Below are 16,238 nucleotides of genomic sequence, written 5' to 3' on the forward strand. Positions count from 1 at the left end.
GTACCGGCAGGGCCCAAAGCGATGAAGGTTGGTTTGCTGAATGTTTGTGGGAGAGGGATCGGCGTGGTGCTGGGCGTGAAACCCACTAGGGACTCCGACGAGCTGAAACCGCCGACTTTCGGGCTGCTGCTGCGCAAGCTGCGGGACGCGCGCGCCGTATCGCGAGAAAGACTCGCGTTCAATGCGGGCGTGAGCGCCAGCTACATCAGCCATTTGGAGAAGGGCGACCGCGGCCATCCGACCCGCGAAGTGGTCGATGCGCTCATGCGATATCTGGATCGAATAGATCCGCTGTCCGTCGTCGAGCGCCGGCATCTGCTCGATCTGGCCGGACTCGGCGTCGCCGAATTCCCGAGCGTCGAACAACTGCGCGCCGAAATCACCGACGACATGCACCGCGCGCTCGAATTGCACGAGCCGAATCTGGCCGCCTACGTCGACAGCCGCTGGAATGTGCTGGCCTGCAACGACAGTTACCGCCGCGCCTTCCCCGGCATCGAGGAGGACGTCAATATCCTGCGCTGGTACCTCGGCAACGAGCACGCCCGCCGGGTGGTGCTGGACTGGGAGGCGGAGGTCCGGCTCACCGTGCACTGGCTGCGCGGGCTCATCGCCGGCTCCGGCGATACCGCCTGGTCCGCCGAATTCCTCGCGGAGCTGGGGCATTTCGGGCTCTTCCGGGAGATGTGGGACGAGGGCATCGCGCTATACGGGCGGCCCCGCCCCACCATGCACCTCCACGATCTCGAAACCGACCGCTGCCGGGCCATCTCGGTCCAGCTCTTCAGCGTCTTCAGCGCCGCCTACCCCAACCAGATCCAGATCTACCTCGGCATCCCCACCTGGTGCTCGGAAACCGGTGCGGCGCTGGATCCCTCACATCTGGACGAGTAGACCCGGCCGCGGGGCGGTGGCCCGCCGCACCAGGCGGATCAGCAACGGCGCCACCACCTCCGGATGCGTCCACACCGCCCCGTGCCCCGCGCCCGGCACGGTCACCACACCGTCCGCGCCCACCAGACCGGCGGCCAGCGCCTCCGATTTCTGTGCGGTGCTGGCGCCGTCGTGACTGCCGCGCAACACCAGTGCCGGCGCGGTGATCTCGGGTAGCCGATGCAGCACCGAGCGGCGATCCATCAGGCAGCGCGCCGCGGGCAGGATGGCGCGGCGATCCGAGGAATACCAGCGGCTGGTCCAGGTCCGCCACAGCCGCGGATCGGTACCGCCGATGAGTTGCGGCGCCAGCTCGGCCACCAGCGGCGCGATCGGTTCCGGACCGGCCCAGCGCTGGAAGAAGGTGCGCTGGAAGGCCAGTTCGGCCGGGCTGCAGGCGCCGGCCTCGGTATCGATGAGCGCCAGCCCGGACACCCGTTCCGGCGCGAGCAGCGCCATGCGCAGCGCGGAGTAGCCGCCCTGATTCATCCCGCCGATTACGGCGCCGCCGATCCCGAGTTCATCCAGTACCGCCAATCCGTCGGCCGCGAGATCCCAATAACTGAAGGGTTCCCCTTCTGGTGACTGAGTGCGTCCATGGCACCTGGCGTCAATTGTCACGAGATTGATTCCGGCGGCTGCCAGGGATTCGCGCATGGGTTCGAACATGGATTCGTCCATGAGGAACCCGTGGGCGAGCAGCAGGGTCGGACCGGGAACGTCGCTGGTCACGAAATGGACTGTGGCGGCACCTGATCGCACATAAGGCATGGTCAGACCGTAGATGCTGGAACCGTTCGCGGACCGATGTTTGCCGGTGTGGTGCCAGGCACCCTTCCGTGCCGTTCCCGACGGGTACCCACACTGGCCAGTGTCACTACTGCTAGGGGTTTGCCCCAGATTCACTTATAACTGGACAACAAGATCGGATTTCGATTTGAATCATGCCGTCGCGCTTCAGTTTCGAGTGCAATTTCTCAGGGAGGAAACAATGTTCGACGCCACCACCGCAACCCGCCGCAATGACTTCCGGGTCGATCGCGGTGCGGGATTGCGCGAATCGCTCGAAGGGCTCCTGCTGCACGACGGGGTGGGCCTGGATGCGCGTATGCGCCATGCGATCGCCGCGGTCGTACACCTCGCGGTCGACGCGCCGCTCGGGATTCCCGAGGACGCCGAGGAATTCCTCGGCCGCCTCGACGCCTCCTGGCTCTTCGCCGCCTGGCATCACTCCGATACCGAACTCTCGCTGCTCAATACCCTCTCGGGCGGTGCGGTACCGGCCCTGAGCTGGTGCGAACTCATGTTCACCACCGCACTCGCACCATGGTCGAACACTCCCGCCGCGGTACACAACCGCCGCATCTTCGGCCCCGCCGAACAGGCCCGCCTGGCCGCCGTCGGCGACTGCGGGACCGTCCGCGCGTAAATCCGCATCGCGTAATCCGAACCAACATTTCGAAGGGGCACGACGGTGAAAATGCTATTCACGAATTTCGACGCCATGTTCGAATCCCTTGCGCGCCGGGACGGATTCGAAGGCGAATCCTGGCATCAGCGCGCGCTGTGCACCCAGACCGATCCGGAGGCGTTCTTCCCCGACAAGGGCGGCTCCACCCGCGAGGCCAAGCGCATCTGCGCCGGCTGCGAGGTGCGGCGGGAATGCCTGGACTACGCGATGGCCCACGACCAGCGCTTCGGCATCTGGGGCGGACTCTCGCCCCGGGAACGGCGCCGCCGCGAACGCGGAGCCGCCTGACCTGTCACGAACCGGCGGATCGGTCCAGGGGAAGTGGGCCGATCAATCGGAAATCGCTGGTAGTAGGCAGAATTCATTGGTCTCCGGATCGGCCAGCACCACCGCGGACGCGTTCGCCGGCGGCAGACCCGGACCGATCGGCAGCGCGCCCGCGGCCCGCAGCCGCGCCGCCTCCTCGGCCGGGTCGTCGGCCGGGAAGGCGATCAGATCGAGGTGCAGCCGGCTATGGGCATCGGCCGCATCGTGCACCCGCAGGAACTCCAGCCACGGACCCTGCCCGGTAGCGGAACGGATACCGGCGTAGTCGCGGCGGTCGTGCGTGATCGGCCACCCGGCCGCCGCGGACCAGAACTCGGCCAGGCGCAACGGATTCCGGGTATCTACCACGATCGCCGCCACCGCGCCGGTATCCACGTACTCCTCACGCGGCTCCAGCACGCAGAACTCGTTGCCCTCCGGATCCGCCAGCACCACCCACGGCACCGCGCCCTGCCCCAGATCCACCCGCCGCGCACCCAGCGACAGGGCCCGATCCACCTGAATCTGCTGATGATCCAGCGAACGCGCGGACAGATCCAGATGGATCCGGTTCTTCGCCGACTTGGGCCGCCGCTCCGGCAGGAAGGTCAGCGCCACATCCAGCCCGTCCGGATCCGGCGCGGCCACCTCCACCGCATCCGGCCGGTCCACGGTCACCGCCCAGCCCAGCAGCTCGGACCAGAAGCGGGCCACGGCCCGAGGCTGCTCCGCATCGAACACCACGCACGCCAGCCGGGTGGACATGCCTCCACGGTAACCGCGGTCCCGGCGCGCGCGGGTCAGGTTTCGCCGAAGCGGTGTCAGGCGTCGTGCAGATCGAAGGTGTGCCGGGCGCGGCGCATATCGATCCGGCCGTCGACCATCGGGCAGCCCTCGGCCCGCAATTCCTCGAGCTGCCGGTGCGCCAAATGCGGTGCGGGTGTGCCGTTTGCGCGCAACACCCGATGCCACGGCAGATCCGCCGAATCGGTCCGCATGATCCACGCGACCGTCCGGGGCGTGGACAGACCCACCGCGGCCGCGATATCGCCGTACGTGGACACCCGGCCGGGCGGAATGGCCGCCACCAATTCCCGGACCTGCTCGATTTCGGCATCGGAAGTGGGCATCCCGCGATCCTCTCAGAGCAGCGAACGCAACAGCGCGGCGGTTTCGGCGGGACGCGCCTGCGCGACCATGTGATGGCAATCGAATTCGTGCACCGCCAGCCGATCACCCAGGTGCGCGGCGAGCGCGGACCGGAAGGCCGGCGTGACGAACGGCGGATCCACCTTCATGGCCTGCACCAGCACCGTCGGCAGGTCTCGCGGCGGCAGCACGAAATCGCGGGCCAGCTGACCCCAGTACGAGATGATCGCGGGCATGGTCAGCCGCCACTCGAATCGGCCCGCGGCCGTGGGGATCAGATGCTCGGCCAGTTCCGCGTCCAGGATCGCCGGATCCAGCTCGGCCCACGCGGTTTCCAGCTTGTCGAAACGCGCCGCCTCGACACTCGGGTAATCCGGGTTGGCGAGCACCGAATTCGCGATCTGCAGCATGAAATCCGGATCCAGCCCGATGGCCGGATCCAGCAGCACCAGGCCGCGCACCAGCTCCGGATGCCGATGCGCCAGGTGCAGCGCGGTGGCCGCGCCGAACGAATGCCCGAGCACAACCACGGGTTCGCCCGTTTCGGCCCGCAGCAGCGCCACGAGATCGGAAACCAGGGTCTCGAAATCCCAGGGCGGCACGCCGGGCGACCTCCCGTGCCCGCGCAGATCCGGGGCAATAATCCGCACATCGGGCAGCTGTTCGACGGCCAGTGCTTCCCAGCGCCCGCCGTGACCCGTCAGCCCGTGTAAAGCCAGCACGACCGGACCGGTCGAGGGACCGAAACGATGAACATGAAGATTCGACACCCCGCCCATTCTGCTGCCCACGGCCGGGACACACCGCGCCCGCACCGCGACATGAACGGCCCGCACACTGTGACCAGCGGCACGGCCAACCGATGGCAAACAAAATCTGTCGGGGCGGTCTGTTGAAATAGCCGACGTGATGCGATCGGATAGCTCGGTGCAGTTGGTGCGCCGGGTCGCGGCTGAATCTCGCTCTCGCGAGTGGGACGCCGCTATCCGGCCGCTGCTCGACGACCTCGGCATCGACCCCGGCTGGCGGCCCTGGCAGGTGCTCGGCGGGCCGGGCACGGGCAAGACCGCACTGCTGGTCGACGCGGCCGCCGCCCGCATCGCGGCCGGGGCCGACCCGGACTCGGTGCTCGTGCTCACCTACTCCAAGCGCGCTGCCACGGCTGTCCGCACCGCCATCAGCGCGCGCATCGCCGAAGCCGATCCCGAACTCGGCGGCGTACCCGGCGCCACCCGCGGGCCACTGGTCCGGACCGTGCACTCCTACGCCTTCGGGGTGCTGCGCACCTTCGCCGCCACCCACGGCAATCCGCCGCCGCGCCTGCTCACCGGTTCCGAACAGGACATCGCCATTCGCGAACTGCTGCGCGGCGAACTCGCCGACGGCGCACCCGACTGGCCCGAACGCCTGCACGCCGCACTGCCCACCACCGGGTTCGCCGAACAGTTGCGCGACCTCATGTTGCGCGCCACCGAACGCGGCCTCGGCCCCGAAGACCTCATCGAACTCGGCCACACCCACCGCCATCCGGAGTGGGTCGCCGCCGGCCGCTTCGCCGAACGCTACGAACAGATCCAGCTGCTCCGCTGGTCCGTCGGCATGGACGTCCCCGAAGCCAGCGCCCCCGCCCTCGACGCCGCCGAACTCGTCGGCGCCGCCATCGACGCCTTCCTACTCGACCCGGAACTCCTTGCCGCCGAACGCAATCGCCTGCACTGCCTCCTCGTCGACGACGCCCAGCACCTCGACCCGCATGCCGCCCAGCTCATCCGCGGCATCGGCAGCGGCCCCGCCACCACCATCCTCGCCGCCGACCCCGACCAATCCATCTTCACCTTCCGCGGCGCCGACCCCCGCTTCTCCCTCGACCCCGAAGCTCCCGCCGACCGCCGCATAATCCTCCCCGCCAACCACCGCAGCGCCCCACCCATCCGAGAAGTAGCCACCCGCATCACTTCCCGCCTCCCCGGCACCGCCCCCCACCGCATCCCGCCGGCCCACCTCCGCGCCCCCGACTCCGCGGACTTCCTCCGCGAAATCGACACGGCCACGACCGATCCGGAAACCACGCGGCTCCGCGAAGAGCTCGATGCGGATCAGGCCGGGCCGGATCCCGCGAAGCGCGGCCGACGGCCGCGTGTGGATGCCGTCGCCCCAGGGTTCGCCGACGCGGGCGCGATACGCGACGACCTGCCGGGCAGCGCCGGAATGGGTGTGGATGCCGCCGAATCCGAGGGCGAGGTGCGCGTGCAGGTGCTCACCACCCCGGCGAAGGAGGCGGCGCTGATCGCCGACCACCTGCGCCGGGCCCACCTCACACACGGTGTGCCCTGGTCGCGGATGGCCGTGATCGTCCGCTCGGTGCCGCTCTCCCTGGCTCCGCTGCGCCGCGCCCTGCTGGCCGCCGGTGTGCCGGTTCGCCAACCGCCCGCGGATGTTCCGCTCGCCCGCCGGCGTGGCGCGGCCTGGATGCTGCTCGCGCTGCGCGCCGTCACCGCGGGTGATCCCACCCAGGTGCGGTTCCCGCGCCCCATCCCGTTCAGCGCGGACGATGCCCTCGACCTGCTGGCCGGTCCGCTCGGCGGCGCCGACCAGATCAGCCTGCGCCGCTTGCGCCGCGGTATCCGCCGCACCGTGATCGAACTCGGCTATCCGGAGCGGCCGGCGGACGCGGACACGGATGGCTTGCCGGGTTCGCCGGCAGGCGAGCATGATTCCGCGCCGGAACACGCTGCTGCGGCCGTTGGTTCGGCTGCCGTGGCGGATGATCCGGGCGTCGCGGCCGATGCTCCAGTGGCGGAACGCATTCCGGCGTCGGCGCGGCGGGATTCGGGCGCGGATCTCGAGGCTGTGGATCGGTTCGCGGATCTGGATCGGTCGTCGGCCGAGATTTTGCGGGATCTGCTGGTGGGCATGGGCAATCGGGTGATTCTGGAACGGCTCACCGACGTCGAGGCGGCACCGCTGCGGCGGGTGCTGAAGGCGCTCGGGCGGGCCGGGAAGGTGCGGCGCGGCGGGGCCGGGCTCGAAGATGTGTTGTGGGCCTTGTGGACCGGGTCCACGCTGGAGCGGCGCTGGGTGGGGCAGTCCGAGCGCGGGGGAGCGGTCGGGATGCAGGCCGATCGCGACCTCGACGCCGTCGTGGGATTGTTCGAGGCCGCCGCCGCGTATGTGGATCGGCTGCCGCGCGCCACCGTCGAAGGGTTCGTGGAATACCTGGAGCAGCAGGAGATTCCGCAGGACAATGCGCCGCACACCGATCCGGGCGAGGCCGTCACCATCTGCAGCGCGCACGCCGCCGCGGGCCGCGAGTGGGACACCGTCGCGGTGGCCGCCGTGCAGGAGGGGATCTGGCCCAACCTGCGGCCGCGCGGCACCCTGCTGGGCGTCGAGGATCTCGTGGATGTGCTTGCGGGCGTGGGCGGTTCGGGGGAGAGGGTGAGCCGCGCCGCGCCGCTGCTGGCCGAGGAACGGCGGCTGCTGCTGGTCGCCTGCAGTCGCGCGCAACGCTCGCTGCTGGTGACCGCGGTGGAATCGGTGACCGGCGATCAGGACCTGGTCCCGTCCCGCTTCCTCGCCGAACTCGACGCCGACGCCGCCGACGGGCAGCCCGGCCGCATCCCGCCGCCCGTCGATCCGGGCCGCGCCCTCGCCATGCACGCCCTCATCGCCGAATTGCGCGCCGCCGCCTGCGATCCCGAAGCCCTCCCGGAACGTCGCGCCCGCGCCGCCCGCCAGCTCGCCCGCCTGGCCCGCGCCGGCGTGCGCGGCGCCCACCCCGACGACTGGTACGGCACCGCCACCCTCTCCACCGCCGACTCCCTGTGGGGCGACGAGGACAGCGCCATCGCCCTCTCACCTTCGACGGTCGACCAGCTCAAGACCTGCCCGCTGCGCTGGGCGCTGGAACGCCACGGCGGCGGCGACGGCGAGAACCCGCACGCGCTCAAGGGAAACCTGGTCCACACCCTCGTCCAGGCCCTCGCCGGCCAGGTCGACGAAGCCCAGGTGAAACAGGCGCTCGCCAAGGCGTGGAAGAAGGTCGACCCCAGCTCCCGCGACGGCGAGAACTGGCATTCCCGCGCCGAACTCCGCCGCACCGAAACCATGGTCGACACCTTCCTGGCCTGGCTGCGCAACACCCGCGACGAACTCACCGCCATCGGCGTCGAAGTCCCCGTGGACTGCATCCTCCCCGCCCGCACCCCCGACGAACGCCCCGTCCGCATCAGCGGCCGCGTCGACCGCGTCGAGCGAGACCCCTTGGGCCGCTTCGTCATCGTCGACGTCAAAACCGGCAAGACCCCCATCTCCAAACAGGCCGCCGAAGACCACGCCCAACTCGCCACCTACCAGGTGGCCGCCGCCTCCGGCGCCCTCGGCGACGGCGAGCCCGGCGGCGCCCGCCTCGTCTATGTGGCCAAACCCAGCACCAAAGAAGGCGCCACCCAACGCCTCCAACCCCCACTCGACGCCGACGGCATCGACACCTGGCGCGGCATCATCCACGACGCCGCCGACGCCTCCAAGGGCCCCAGCTACCTCGCCATGCGCAACGACGGCTGCCGCCACTGCAAGGTCGCCGGCAGCTGCCCCGTCCAGGACACCGGACGCCAGGTGACAGACGAGTGATCTCGTCTGCCCCTGCCGCACAACATCATCCGCCCACGCCGCAACGCGTGGGAGAACTCCCGTGCACGCCATTGCTGCCGCGGCCGATGCGCGTGAGTGAACTCGTGCCCTGTGCAGGGCGCCGCCGGTCGGCATCCGCCGCCGAGCGCATCCGGCGCGGATCGCTACTGCTGCACAAGGGATTGCGCGCGGGCATCGTAGTGAGCGCGGCGTCGTCCTTCGCCGACCCGGCGTTGCGGCGATGAGCGCGCGGATCACGCCGCAGCAGCTGGCCGAGGCCCTCGGTCTGCCGGCTCCTACCGACGAGCAGGCTGCGGTCATCGCGGCGCCGCCGGGGCCGACGCTCGTCGTGGCGGGTGCGGGGGCGGGGAAGACGGAGACCATGGCCGCGCGGGTGGTGTGGATGGTGGCCAATGGGCTGGTCGAGCCGGAGCAGGTGCTGGGGCTGACGTTCACGCGGAAAGCGGCGCAGCAGTTGACTACTCGTATCCGCACGCGGCTGGCGCGGCTCGCGGGGGCGCCGATCGTGCGGGATATCGATCCGAGCGGGCGGTTGCGGGGGGTTCTCAGTTCCTCGGAGCCGGAGATCAGTACCTATCACTCGTATGCCGGTCGGCTGCTGGGCGAATACGGGCTGCTGCTGCCCGTCGAGCCGACCGCGACGCTGCTCACCCAGACCCAGTTGTGGCAGCTCGCGTACCGCGTCGTCTCCACCTGGGACGGCGACCTCGAGACCGATCGCACGCCGGTCTCCGTCACCGAGGCCGTGCTCGCCCTCTCCGGCCAGCTCGCCGAACACCTCGTCGAACCCCGCGACCTCACCGCCGCGCACCGCGAACTCGACCGCCTCGTGCACACCCTTCCCGCCGGCCCGAAACAGCGCGGCGGCCCGAAGAAGGCCCTCCTCGACATCCTCGAGACCCAGCACGAGCGAGTCTCCCTGCTGCCCTTGGTGAATCGCCTCGCCGAGGAACTGCGCCGCCGTGGTGCCCTCGACTTCGGCGCCCAGATGTCCCTCTCCGCCCGGCTCGCCGCCCTGCACCCCGAGGTCGGCACCGCCGAACGCACCCGTTTCCGCCTCGTCCTCCTCGACGAATACCAGGACACCGGCCACTCCCAGCGCATCCTGCTTTCGTCCCTGTTCGGCGCGGCGGCGCCGGCAACGACAGGACCGGTGGAAAGCGTTGACGGCCAACAGCTTGCGGTGACCGCGGTGGGCGATCCCATGCAATCGATCTACGGCTGGCGCGGAGCATCGGCGGCGAACCTGCCGCGATTCGCCACCGACTTCCCCAGTGCGCCAGGTGTTCCCGCCCCGATCCTGCCGCTGCTCACCAGCTGGCGGAATCCGCCGGAAGCCTTGGATCTGGCGAACCTGGTCGCGGATCCACTGCGCTTGCGGGCGGCGCAGGGCGGCGGGGTGACGGTGGACGCGCTGCGGCCACGACCGGATGCCACGCCGGGTGTAGTCGCCTTGGCTCTTGCGGAAACCGTTGCCGAGGAACGAGATTGGGTAGCCGAACGAATCGCCGCCGAATGGGAAGCGGCAGCCGACGAGGGCGATCCGCCGCCCACCTCGGCGGTGCTGGTACGCCGCAACGCGGACGCCGCACCACTGGCGGAAGCCCTGCGCGAGCACGGACTGCCCGTGGAGATCGTCGGCCTCGGCGGCCTGCTGCACACCCCGGAGGTCGCGGATATCGTTGCCACCCTGCGATTGATCGCCGACCCGTCGGCGGGCAGCGCCGCCGTGCGCCTGCTCACCGGCGCCCGCTGGCGGCTCGGCGTCGCCGATATCGCGGCCCTGTCCCGCCGCGCCCGCGACCTGTCGATCTCCCGCCCCACCGGGCAGACCGCCGCCATCACCGACACCGCCACCCTGGACGAGGCCCTGCGTGAAGTCGCCCCCGAACCCGCCGAACGGGCCGGCCTGGGCGATGCCATCGCCGACCCCGGTAAGCCGGACGAATACTCCTACTCCGAAGCGGGTTACGCCCGCATAGTCGCCCTCGGCCGCGAACTCGCCGCCCTGCGCGAGCGCAGCGGCCAACTGCTCCCCGAACTCGTCGCCGATGTGGAACGCACCATCGGCGTCGGCGTGGAGACCCAGGCCCGCCGCGCCCTCGCCGCCGCCGGCCGCGAACACCTGGACGCCTTCGCCGACGTGGTCGCCGGTTACAGCGCCGACCACCGCTCCTCCCTGACCGGCCTGCTCGACTTCCTCGCCGCCGCGGAGGAAGTCGAGAACGGCCTGGAACCCGGCGAGGTCGAGGTGGCGCACGACCGCGTGCAGGTCCTCACCGTGCACGCCGCCAAGGGCCTGGAATGGGAGGTGGTCGCCGTCCCGCACGTCGTCGACGGCACCTTCCCCTCCGGCACCGGCACCACCACCTGGATGGGCGCTCTCGCCGAACTCCCCACCACCCTGCGCGGCGACCGGCAGCAGGACGACGCCACCGACGGCGTCCCCGTCCTCGACCTCGAAAACGTCTACGACCGCCCCGATCTGGAACGCGCCCTCGACGAGCACAAGAAGGCCCTCGCCGCCCGTCGCATCGACGAGGAACGCCGCCTCTTCTACGTGGCCCTCACCCGCACCGAACGCGCCCTGTTCGTCTCCGCGCACTGGTGGGCCGAGACCGGCGCGAAACCCAAGGGCCCCTCCGATTTCCTGCTCGACCTGAAACAGGCCGCCGAGATCCCCGGCTCGGACCTGTCCCGCGGCGTCCGCATCGACCGCTGGGACGATCCGCCGCCCGAAACATCCAACCCCTTCACCGACAACCCGCAAACCGCCACCTGGCCCCGCGACCCGCTCGGCGCCCGCCGCGAATTCGTGGAGGAGGGCGCCACCCTGGTGCATGCGGCGCTCACCGCCCTGCACGCCGAATCCCGGCCCCAGCAGATCGAATTCGACCTCGGACTCGGCGACCCGGCCCCCGAGGACGACCCCGAAGCCGACGAGGATCCCGAGGGCTGGGCACAGGACGTCGACGCCCTCATCGCCGAACACCTCGCCGCCGAGCAAGCGGTGCGCGAGGTCGAACTGCCCGGCCAATTGGCCGCCACCTCCCTGGTCGACCTGCGCGCCGATCCGGCGAAACTCGCTGCGCGCCTGCGCCGCCCGCTGCCCTACCCGCCCAGCCCCTACACCCGCCGCGGCACCGCCTTCCACGCCTGGCTGCAACGCTGGTTCGCCGGCACCCGCCTGCTCGGCTTCGACGAACTCCCCGGCGCCGAGGACGCGGGCGACCGCGACGCGGAACTCGTACGCCTGCAAGAGTCCTTCCTCGCCTCCCCGTGGGCCGACCGCAATCCGATCGACGTCGAGGTCTCCTTCGAAACCTCCCTCGCGGGCACCGTGATCCGCGGCCGCATGGACGCCGTCTTCCGCCGCCCGGACGGCGGCTGGGTGGTCGTCGACTGGAAGACCGGCGCCGAACCCACCGCCGCGGAAGAGGATTCCGTCGCAGTCCAGCTGGCCGTCTACCGTCTCGCCTGGGCCCGCCTGGAATCCGCCCGCACCGGCATCCCCGAGGCCGACGTGCTCGACCACGTCACCGCCGCCTTCCACTACGTCCGCACCGGCCGCACCATCGCCCCCGAACACGTGCCGGGCCCCGCCGAACTCGAAGACCTCATCCGCACCAACGCCCCCGAACGCGCCGAACCCACACCCCCGCAACTCGATCCGGACGACGGCGCCGTACCCCCGACCGATGTCGAAATGCTGCGCTACGAATCGCCCAACGAGGACGTCCCGCCCCCGGAGCACGAACCCCCGCCGGACAGCGACCCCCTCTTCGACCTGGAGCCGCCGCCCGACCCGGAATCTCTGCCCCCGGAACCCATCCGCTAGCCGCGACGCGCCCCGGTCGAACTCCGGAATCGGTGATTCGCCCGGTACGCTCCGGTCCTGTGCCGCAGCTGAAGAACCCGAAACGGGCCGGTGATCCCCATGTTCGGTGACGCATCGCGGGCTCTGGGCCGGCTCACCGAACGCCCCGACTTCGCACTCGTCGGCATTCTGCGCGTCCCGACCGCGCAGTCCAGCCCCTGGTGGGCGCTGGCCCGGCGGCTCGGCCTGGCGGTATTCCTGCTGGCCTTCGCCACTCTGGTCGTCTATATCGGCCGCGACGGCTATCACGACAATGCGCGCGAGAAGATGGGCCTGCTCGACGCCGCCTATTACGCCACGGTCTCGCTGTCCACCACCGGCTACGGCGATATCACGCCCGTCACCGCGAGCGCGCGGCTCATCAATATCCTGGTCGTCACCCCGCTGCGCATTCTCTTCCTCATCGTGTTGGTCGGCACCACCCTGGCGGTGCTCACCGAACGATCCCGGCAGGCATTCAAGATTCAGCGATGGAGGCGTTCCGTGCGTAATCACACCGTGGTCGTCGGCTACGGCACCAAGGGCCGCACCGCCGTCGACGCCCTGCTCGGCGACGGCGTGCAACCCGCCGACATCGTGGTCGTCGACACCGATCCGGTGGTGCTGGAAACCGCCGCCAATGCCGGCCTGGTCACCGTGCACGGCTCCGCCACCCGCTCGGATGTGCTGCGGCTGGCCGGAGTTCAGCACGCCGCGGCCGTGGTGGTCGCCCCCAACCGCGACGACACCGCCGTCCTCGTCACCCTCACCGCACGCGAAATCAACCCCAAGGCAAGGATTTCCGCGTCCGTCCGTGAGGCCGAGAACACCCATCTGCTGCGGCAGTCCGGCGCCGACTCGGTGGTCGTCTCCTCTGAAACCGCGGGCCGCCTGCTCGGCATCGCCACCACCACCCCGGCCGTCGTCGACATGATCGAAGACCTGCTCACCCCCGAGGCCGGTTTCGCCATCTCCGAACGTGACGTCGAACCCGAGGAAGTCGGCGGTTCACCCCGTCATCTGCGCGATATCGTCCTCGGCGTGGTCCGCGACAAGGTCCTCATCCGCGTCGGCGACCCGGAAACCGACGCGCTGGAAACCGGCGACAAACTCCTCTACCTGAGGCGCGTGCAAAGCTGACGGTTAGTCTCGACCTTGTGTCAGAGTTTCAGCTGAATGCTGTCCCGGTCTTGTCCCGTTCCACTCTCGACCGTGCGGAGGACCTCCGCAGTGATGAACAGGCCCTGAAAGAGGGCTGGGCGCAAGCCAAACTGCTACGGATGAACAAGCGCGGCCAGGTCCGGATCGAGGACGGCAAGGTGGTGCTCGACGAGGCCGTGGCGCTGGGCTCCGCGCCCGCGCCGGAGACCGTCTTCCTCGGCGTCGACGGCGACACCCACCTGTGGGCGGTGCGCGACAACGACATCGAAGGCACGCTGACCGACCTGCGCGCCTACGGCAGCACCCTGGACCTGGACGACTTCGGCACCGGCCTGCTGTCCACCGCCATCGCCCTGCTGAACTGGCACGACAAGGCCCACTTCAGCGCCGGCGACGGCACCCCGACCACGATCACCAACGGCGGCTGGTCGCGCACCAGCGAATCCGGGCACGAGGAATTCCCGCGCATCGACCCGGCCGTCATCGTCCTCATCCACGACGGCGGCGACCGCGTCCTGCTGGCCCGCCAGCACACCTGGCCGCAGGGCCTGTTCTCGATCCTGGCCGGCTTCGTGGAGGCCGGTGAATCGCTGGAACGCTGCGTCGAACGCGAAATGGCCGAGGAGGTCGGCGTCGAGGTCCGCGATATCCGCTACCTGGGCAGCCAGCCCTGGCCGTTCCCGCGCTCGCTCATGCTCGGCTTCACCGCTCTCGCCGATCCGGAGCAGCCGCTGACCTTCCACGACGGCGAGATCGCCGAGGCGGAGTGGTTCACCCGCGACGAGGTGCGGCAGGCGCTGGCGGCGGGCGCGTGGGGGACCGGTGACGCGGCGGCCTCGCGCCTGCTGCTGCCGGGTTCCATCTCGATCGCCCGCACCATCGTCGAATCCTGGGCTGCCGCAAGCTGATTCGGACAGCAAAAAGCCGCACATCCGGTGAAGAGAAGCCCGGGTGTGCGGCTTTTCCTATGTGGAGGCTCAGCCGATGGCGGCGAGCGCTTCCTTGACCTGGACGAGGGTGGGGTTGGTGGCGGTGGACCCGTCGCGGTACTTGACCGTCGGAACGACATGGTTGCCGTTGTTCACGCTGCCGACGAACTCGGCGGCGTCGGGATGGTCTTCGATATCGATGATCTCGTACGTGATACCGGCTTCGTCCAGCTGCTTCTTCAGCCGACGGCAGTAGCCGCACCAGGTCGTCGAGTACATGGTCAGGTCCGTTGCAGTCACGGATCGTGCAACGCAGCCCCCATGACTCCTGTTCCCTGGGAGTGAGCCCCGTCATAGCGGGCGGGGCTTGACGGAGAAGTAGTAAGCGCGCATACTATTCTCATGACGCAGATCGCCGAAGCCACCGCCACCTCGACCGCCGCTCCCGCCGCCTTCTTCGCCAAGTGGGCCGACATGGCCACCTGGCCCGAATGGAACCAGGACACCGAATGGGTCCGCCTCGACGGCCCGTTCGCCGAAGGCTCGACCGGCACCCTCAAGCCCAAGGGCGGACCCAAGACCCGCTTCGTCATCGAAAAGCTCACCGACACCGAATTCATCGACGTCTCCAAGCTTTTCGGCGCCCGCCTCACCTTCGCCCACCACGTCGAAACCACCGACCGCACCACCGTCACCGTCCGCATCTCCATCGACGGCCCGCTCGGCTGGTTCTGGACCAAGGTGCTCGGCGGCGACCTCGCCAAATCCGTTGGCGCCGACCTGAACGCGCTCGTCGCCGTCGCCGAGGGGGTGCCGGCATGACCCGCTATTGGCTCGCCGTCGTCTCCCGCGACCACGTGCAACGCGGTGTCCAGCAGGGCATCGCCCAGGCCAATCACGGCAAACGCGCACCCGTCGAACGCATGAGTCCCGGCGACGGATTGGTCTACTACTCACCCCGCACCGGCATGAGCGAAGGCGAACCGGTGCGGGCCTTCACCGCCCTCGGCAATATCGACGACGTCCCGGTCTGGCAGGCCGAAGACCAGGGCGGCTGCTTCCGCCCCTGGCGGCGGCAGGTCAGCTACGACAAGACCGCACGCCAGACCCCCATCGCCGAACTGCAGTCCGAACTCGACCTGACCAGCAAACCCAACTGGGGCATCGTGCTCCGCCGCGGACTGGTCGAACTCACCGCCCACGATTTCGACCTCATCGCCCGCGCTATGGTCGGGCGGTGACGGCGCACGGTGACAGCACGACCGGCAAGCCCGCGGACACGCAGGCCGGAACCACCGGCCTGCACACCGAATTCGGTGACGCCGACGAAAGCCCGGGACTCGTGCTCTGGCAGGTGACCAACCGGTGGCAGGCCGCCCAGCGGGCGGCCCTCGCACCCTTCGACCTCACCCACGTCCAGTTCGTGCTGCTGGCCTCGCTGACCTGGCTCACGGCCGGCTCCGGCGGCGACCCGGTCATGCAGCGCGACCTCGCCACCCACGCCGCCACCGACCCCATGATGACCTCCCAGGTGCTGCGTACCCTCGAAACGAAGGGCCTCATCGAACGCCGCGACCACCCCACCGACCGCCGCGCCAAATCCTTGGTACCCACCGAATCCGGTGCGGCCCTGGTCAATCGGGCCATCGTCGCCGTCGAAGCCTGCGACCACGACTTCTTCGCCCCGCTGGCCGACCACACCCCGGAGTTCACCGCCGCCCTCCGCCGCCTCCGCGACCGCACCTGACCGGACCCGGATTCGATTCCGGGGCAGGGAATT

The 16,238-nt window shown here is 69.8% G+C and carries 15 protein-coding genes; 10 read left to right on the forward strand and 5 right to left on the reverse strand.

Annotated features, from left to right (window positions below; all coding sequences use genetic code 11):
• Window positions 1-75 precede the first annotated feature (75 nt).
• Window positions 76-894, forward strand: a complete 819-nt coding sequence (locus ACH438_RS22615) for a helix-turn-helix transcriptional regulator (RefSeq protein WP_397008283.1) — start codon at window positions 76-78, stop codon at window positions 892-894.
• On the opposite strand, the gene ACH438_RS22620 is transcribed toward ACH438_RS22615, so the two are convergent.
• Complete coding sequence (locus ACH438_RS22620) at window positions 877-1,665, reverse strand: alpha/beta fold hydrolase (RefSeq protein WP_397008286.1); 789 nt, start codon at window positions 1,663-1,665, stop codon at window positions 877-879. The genes ACH438_RS22615 and ACH438_RS22620 overlap by 18 nt on opposite strands.
• A gap of 259 nt (window positions 1,666-1,924) precedes the next feature.
• Between ACH438_RS22620 and ACH438_RS22625 the strand changes: the two genes are divergently transcribed.
• Window positions 1,925-2,362, forward strand: coding sequence for a hypothetical protein (locus tag ACH438_RS22625; RefSeq protein ID WP_397008288.1), 438 nt, complete (start codon window positions 1,925-1,927; stop codon window positions 2,360-2,362).
• Window positions 2,363-2,413: 51 nt separating this feature from the next.
• A complete protein-coding gene (locus ACH438_RS22630) occupies window positions 2,414-2,692 on the forward strand; it encodes a WhiB family transcriptional regulator (protein WP_397008290.1) in 279 nt (92 codons plus the stop codon).
• A 42-nt stretch (window positions 2,693-2,734) separates the two neighbouring features.
• Here the strand turns inward: ACH438_RS22630 and ACH438_RS22635 are convergent, their stop codons facing one another.
• The 3 genes from ACH438_RS22635 to ACH438_RS22645 are packed head-to-tail and all read right to left on the reverse strand — an operon-like array spanning window position 2,735 to window position 4,638.
• Window positions 2,735-3,475, reverse strand: a complete 741-nt coding sequence (locus tag ACH438_RS22635; protein WP_397008292.1) for a VOC family protein — start codon at window positions 3,473-3,475, stop codon at window positions 2,735-2,737.
• A gap of 56 nt (window positions 3,476-3,531) precedes the next feature.
• Entirely contained in the window at window positions 3,532-3,840 is a 309-nt protein-coding gene (locus ACH438_RS22640) for an MGMT family protein (RefSeq protein ID WP_397008294.1), read from the reverse strand.
• Window positions 3,841-3,852: 12 nt separating this feature from the next.
• A complete protein-coding gene (locus ACH438_RS22645; protein WP_397009136.1) occupies window positions 3,853-4,638 on the reverse strand; it encodes an alpha/beta fold hydrolase in 786 nt (261 codons plus the stop codon).
• Window positions 4,639-4,768: 130 nt separating this feature from the next.
• Between ACH438_RS22645 and ACH438_RS22650 the strand changes: the two genes are divergently transcribed.
• From ACH438_RS22650 to nudC, 4 genes are all read left to right on the forward strand, one after another.
• Entirely contained in the window at window positions 4,769-8,491 is a 3,723-nt protein-coding gene (locus ACH438_RS22650) for an ATP-dependent helicase (RefSeq protein WP_397009138.1), read from the forward strand.
• Between the two features lie 241 nt (window positions 8,492-8,732).
• Entirely contained in the window at window positions 8,733-12,350 is a 3,618-nt protein-coding gene (locus tag ACH438_RS22655) for an ATP-dependent helicase (RefSeq protein WP_397008296.1), read from the forward strand.
• Window positions 12,351-12,449: 99 nt separating this feature from the next.
• A complete protein-coding gene (locus ACH438_RS22660) occupies window positions 12,450-13,508 on the forward strand; it encodes a potassium channel family protein (protein WP_397008298.1) in 1,059 nt (352 codons plus the stop codon).
• Between the two features lie 17 nt (window positions 13,509-13,525).
• Window positions 13,526-14,437 carry an NAD(+) diphosphatase gene (gene nudC, locus ACH438_RS22665; protein ID WP_397008300.1) on the forward strand — a complete coding sequence of 304 codons (912 nt, stop codon included), beginning with the start codon at window positions 13,526-13,528 and terminating at the stop codon, window positions 14,435-14,437.
• 69 nt (window positions 14,438-14,506) lie between these two features.
• Here the strand turns inward: nudC and ACH438_RS22670 are convergent, their stop codons facing one another.
• Window positions 14,507-14,758, reverse strand: a complete 252-nt coding sequence (locus tag ACH438_RS22670) for a mycoredoxin (RefSeq protein ID WP_397008302.1) — start codon at window positions 14,756-14,758, stop codon at window positions 14,507-14,509.
• Window positions 14,759-14,860: 102 nt separating this feature from the next.
• On the opposite strand from ACH438_RS22670, the gene ACH438_RS22675 reads away from it, so the two are divergent.
• From ACH438_RS22675 to ACH438_RS22685, 3 genes are read left to right on the forward strand one after another with little or no spacing between them, the layout of a single operon-like run.
• Window positions 14,861-15,280, forward strand: a complete 420-nt coding sequence (locus ACH438_RS22675) for an SRPBCC family protein (RefSeq protein WP_397008304.1) — start codon at window positions 14,861-14,863, stop codon at window positions 15,278-15,280.
• A complete protein-coding gene (locus ACH438_RS22680; RefSeq protein ID WP_397008306.1) occupies window positions 15,277-15,699 on the forward strand; it encodes an EVE domain-containing protein in 423 nt (140 codons plus the stop codon). The genes ACH438_RS22675 and ACH438_RS22680 overlap by 4 nt, the downstream gene beginning before the upstream one ends.
• Window positions 15,696-16,205 carry a MarR family winged helix-turn-helix transcriptional regulator gene (locus ACH438_RS22685; protein WP_397008308.1) on the forward strand — a complete coding sequence of 170 codons (510 nt, stop codon included), beginning with the start codon at window positions 15,696-15,698 and terminating at the stop codon, window positions 16,203-16,205. Before ACH438_RS22680 ends, ACH438_RS22685 begins: the two co-directional genes overlap by 4 nt.
• Window positions 16,206-16,238 lie beyond the last annotated feature (33 nt).

The sequence above is a fragment of the Nocardia sp. NPDC020380 genome, from assembly GCF_044386975.1.
Taxonomy (GTDB): Bacteria; Actinomycetota; Actinomycetes; order Mycobacteriales; family Mycobacteriaceae; genus Nocardia.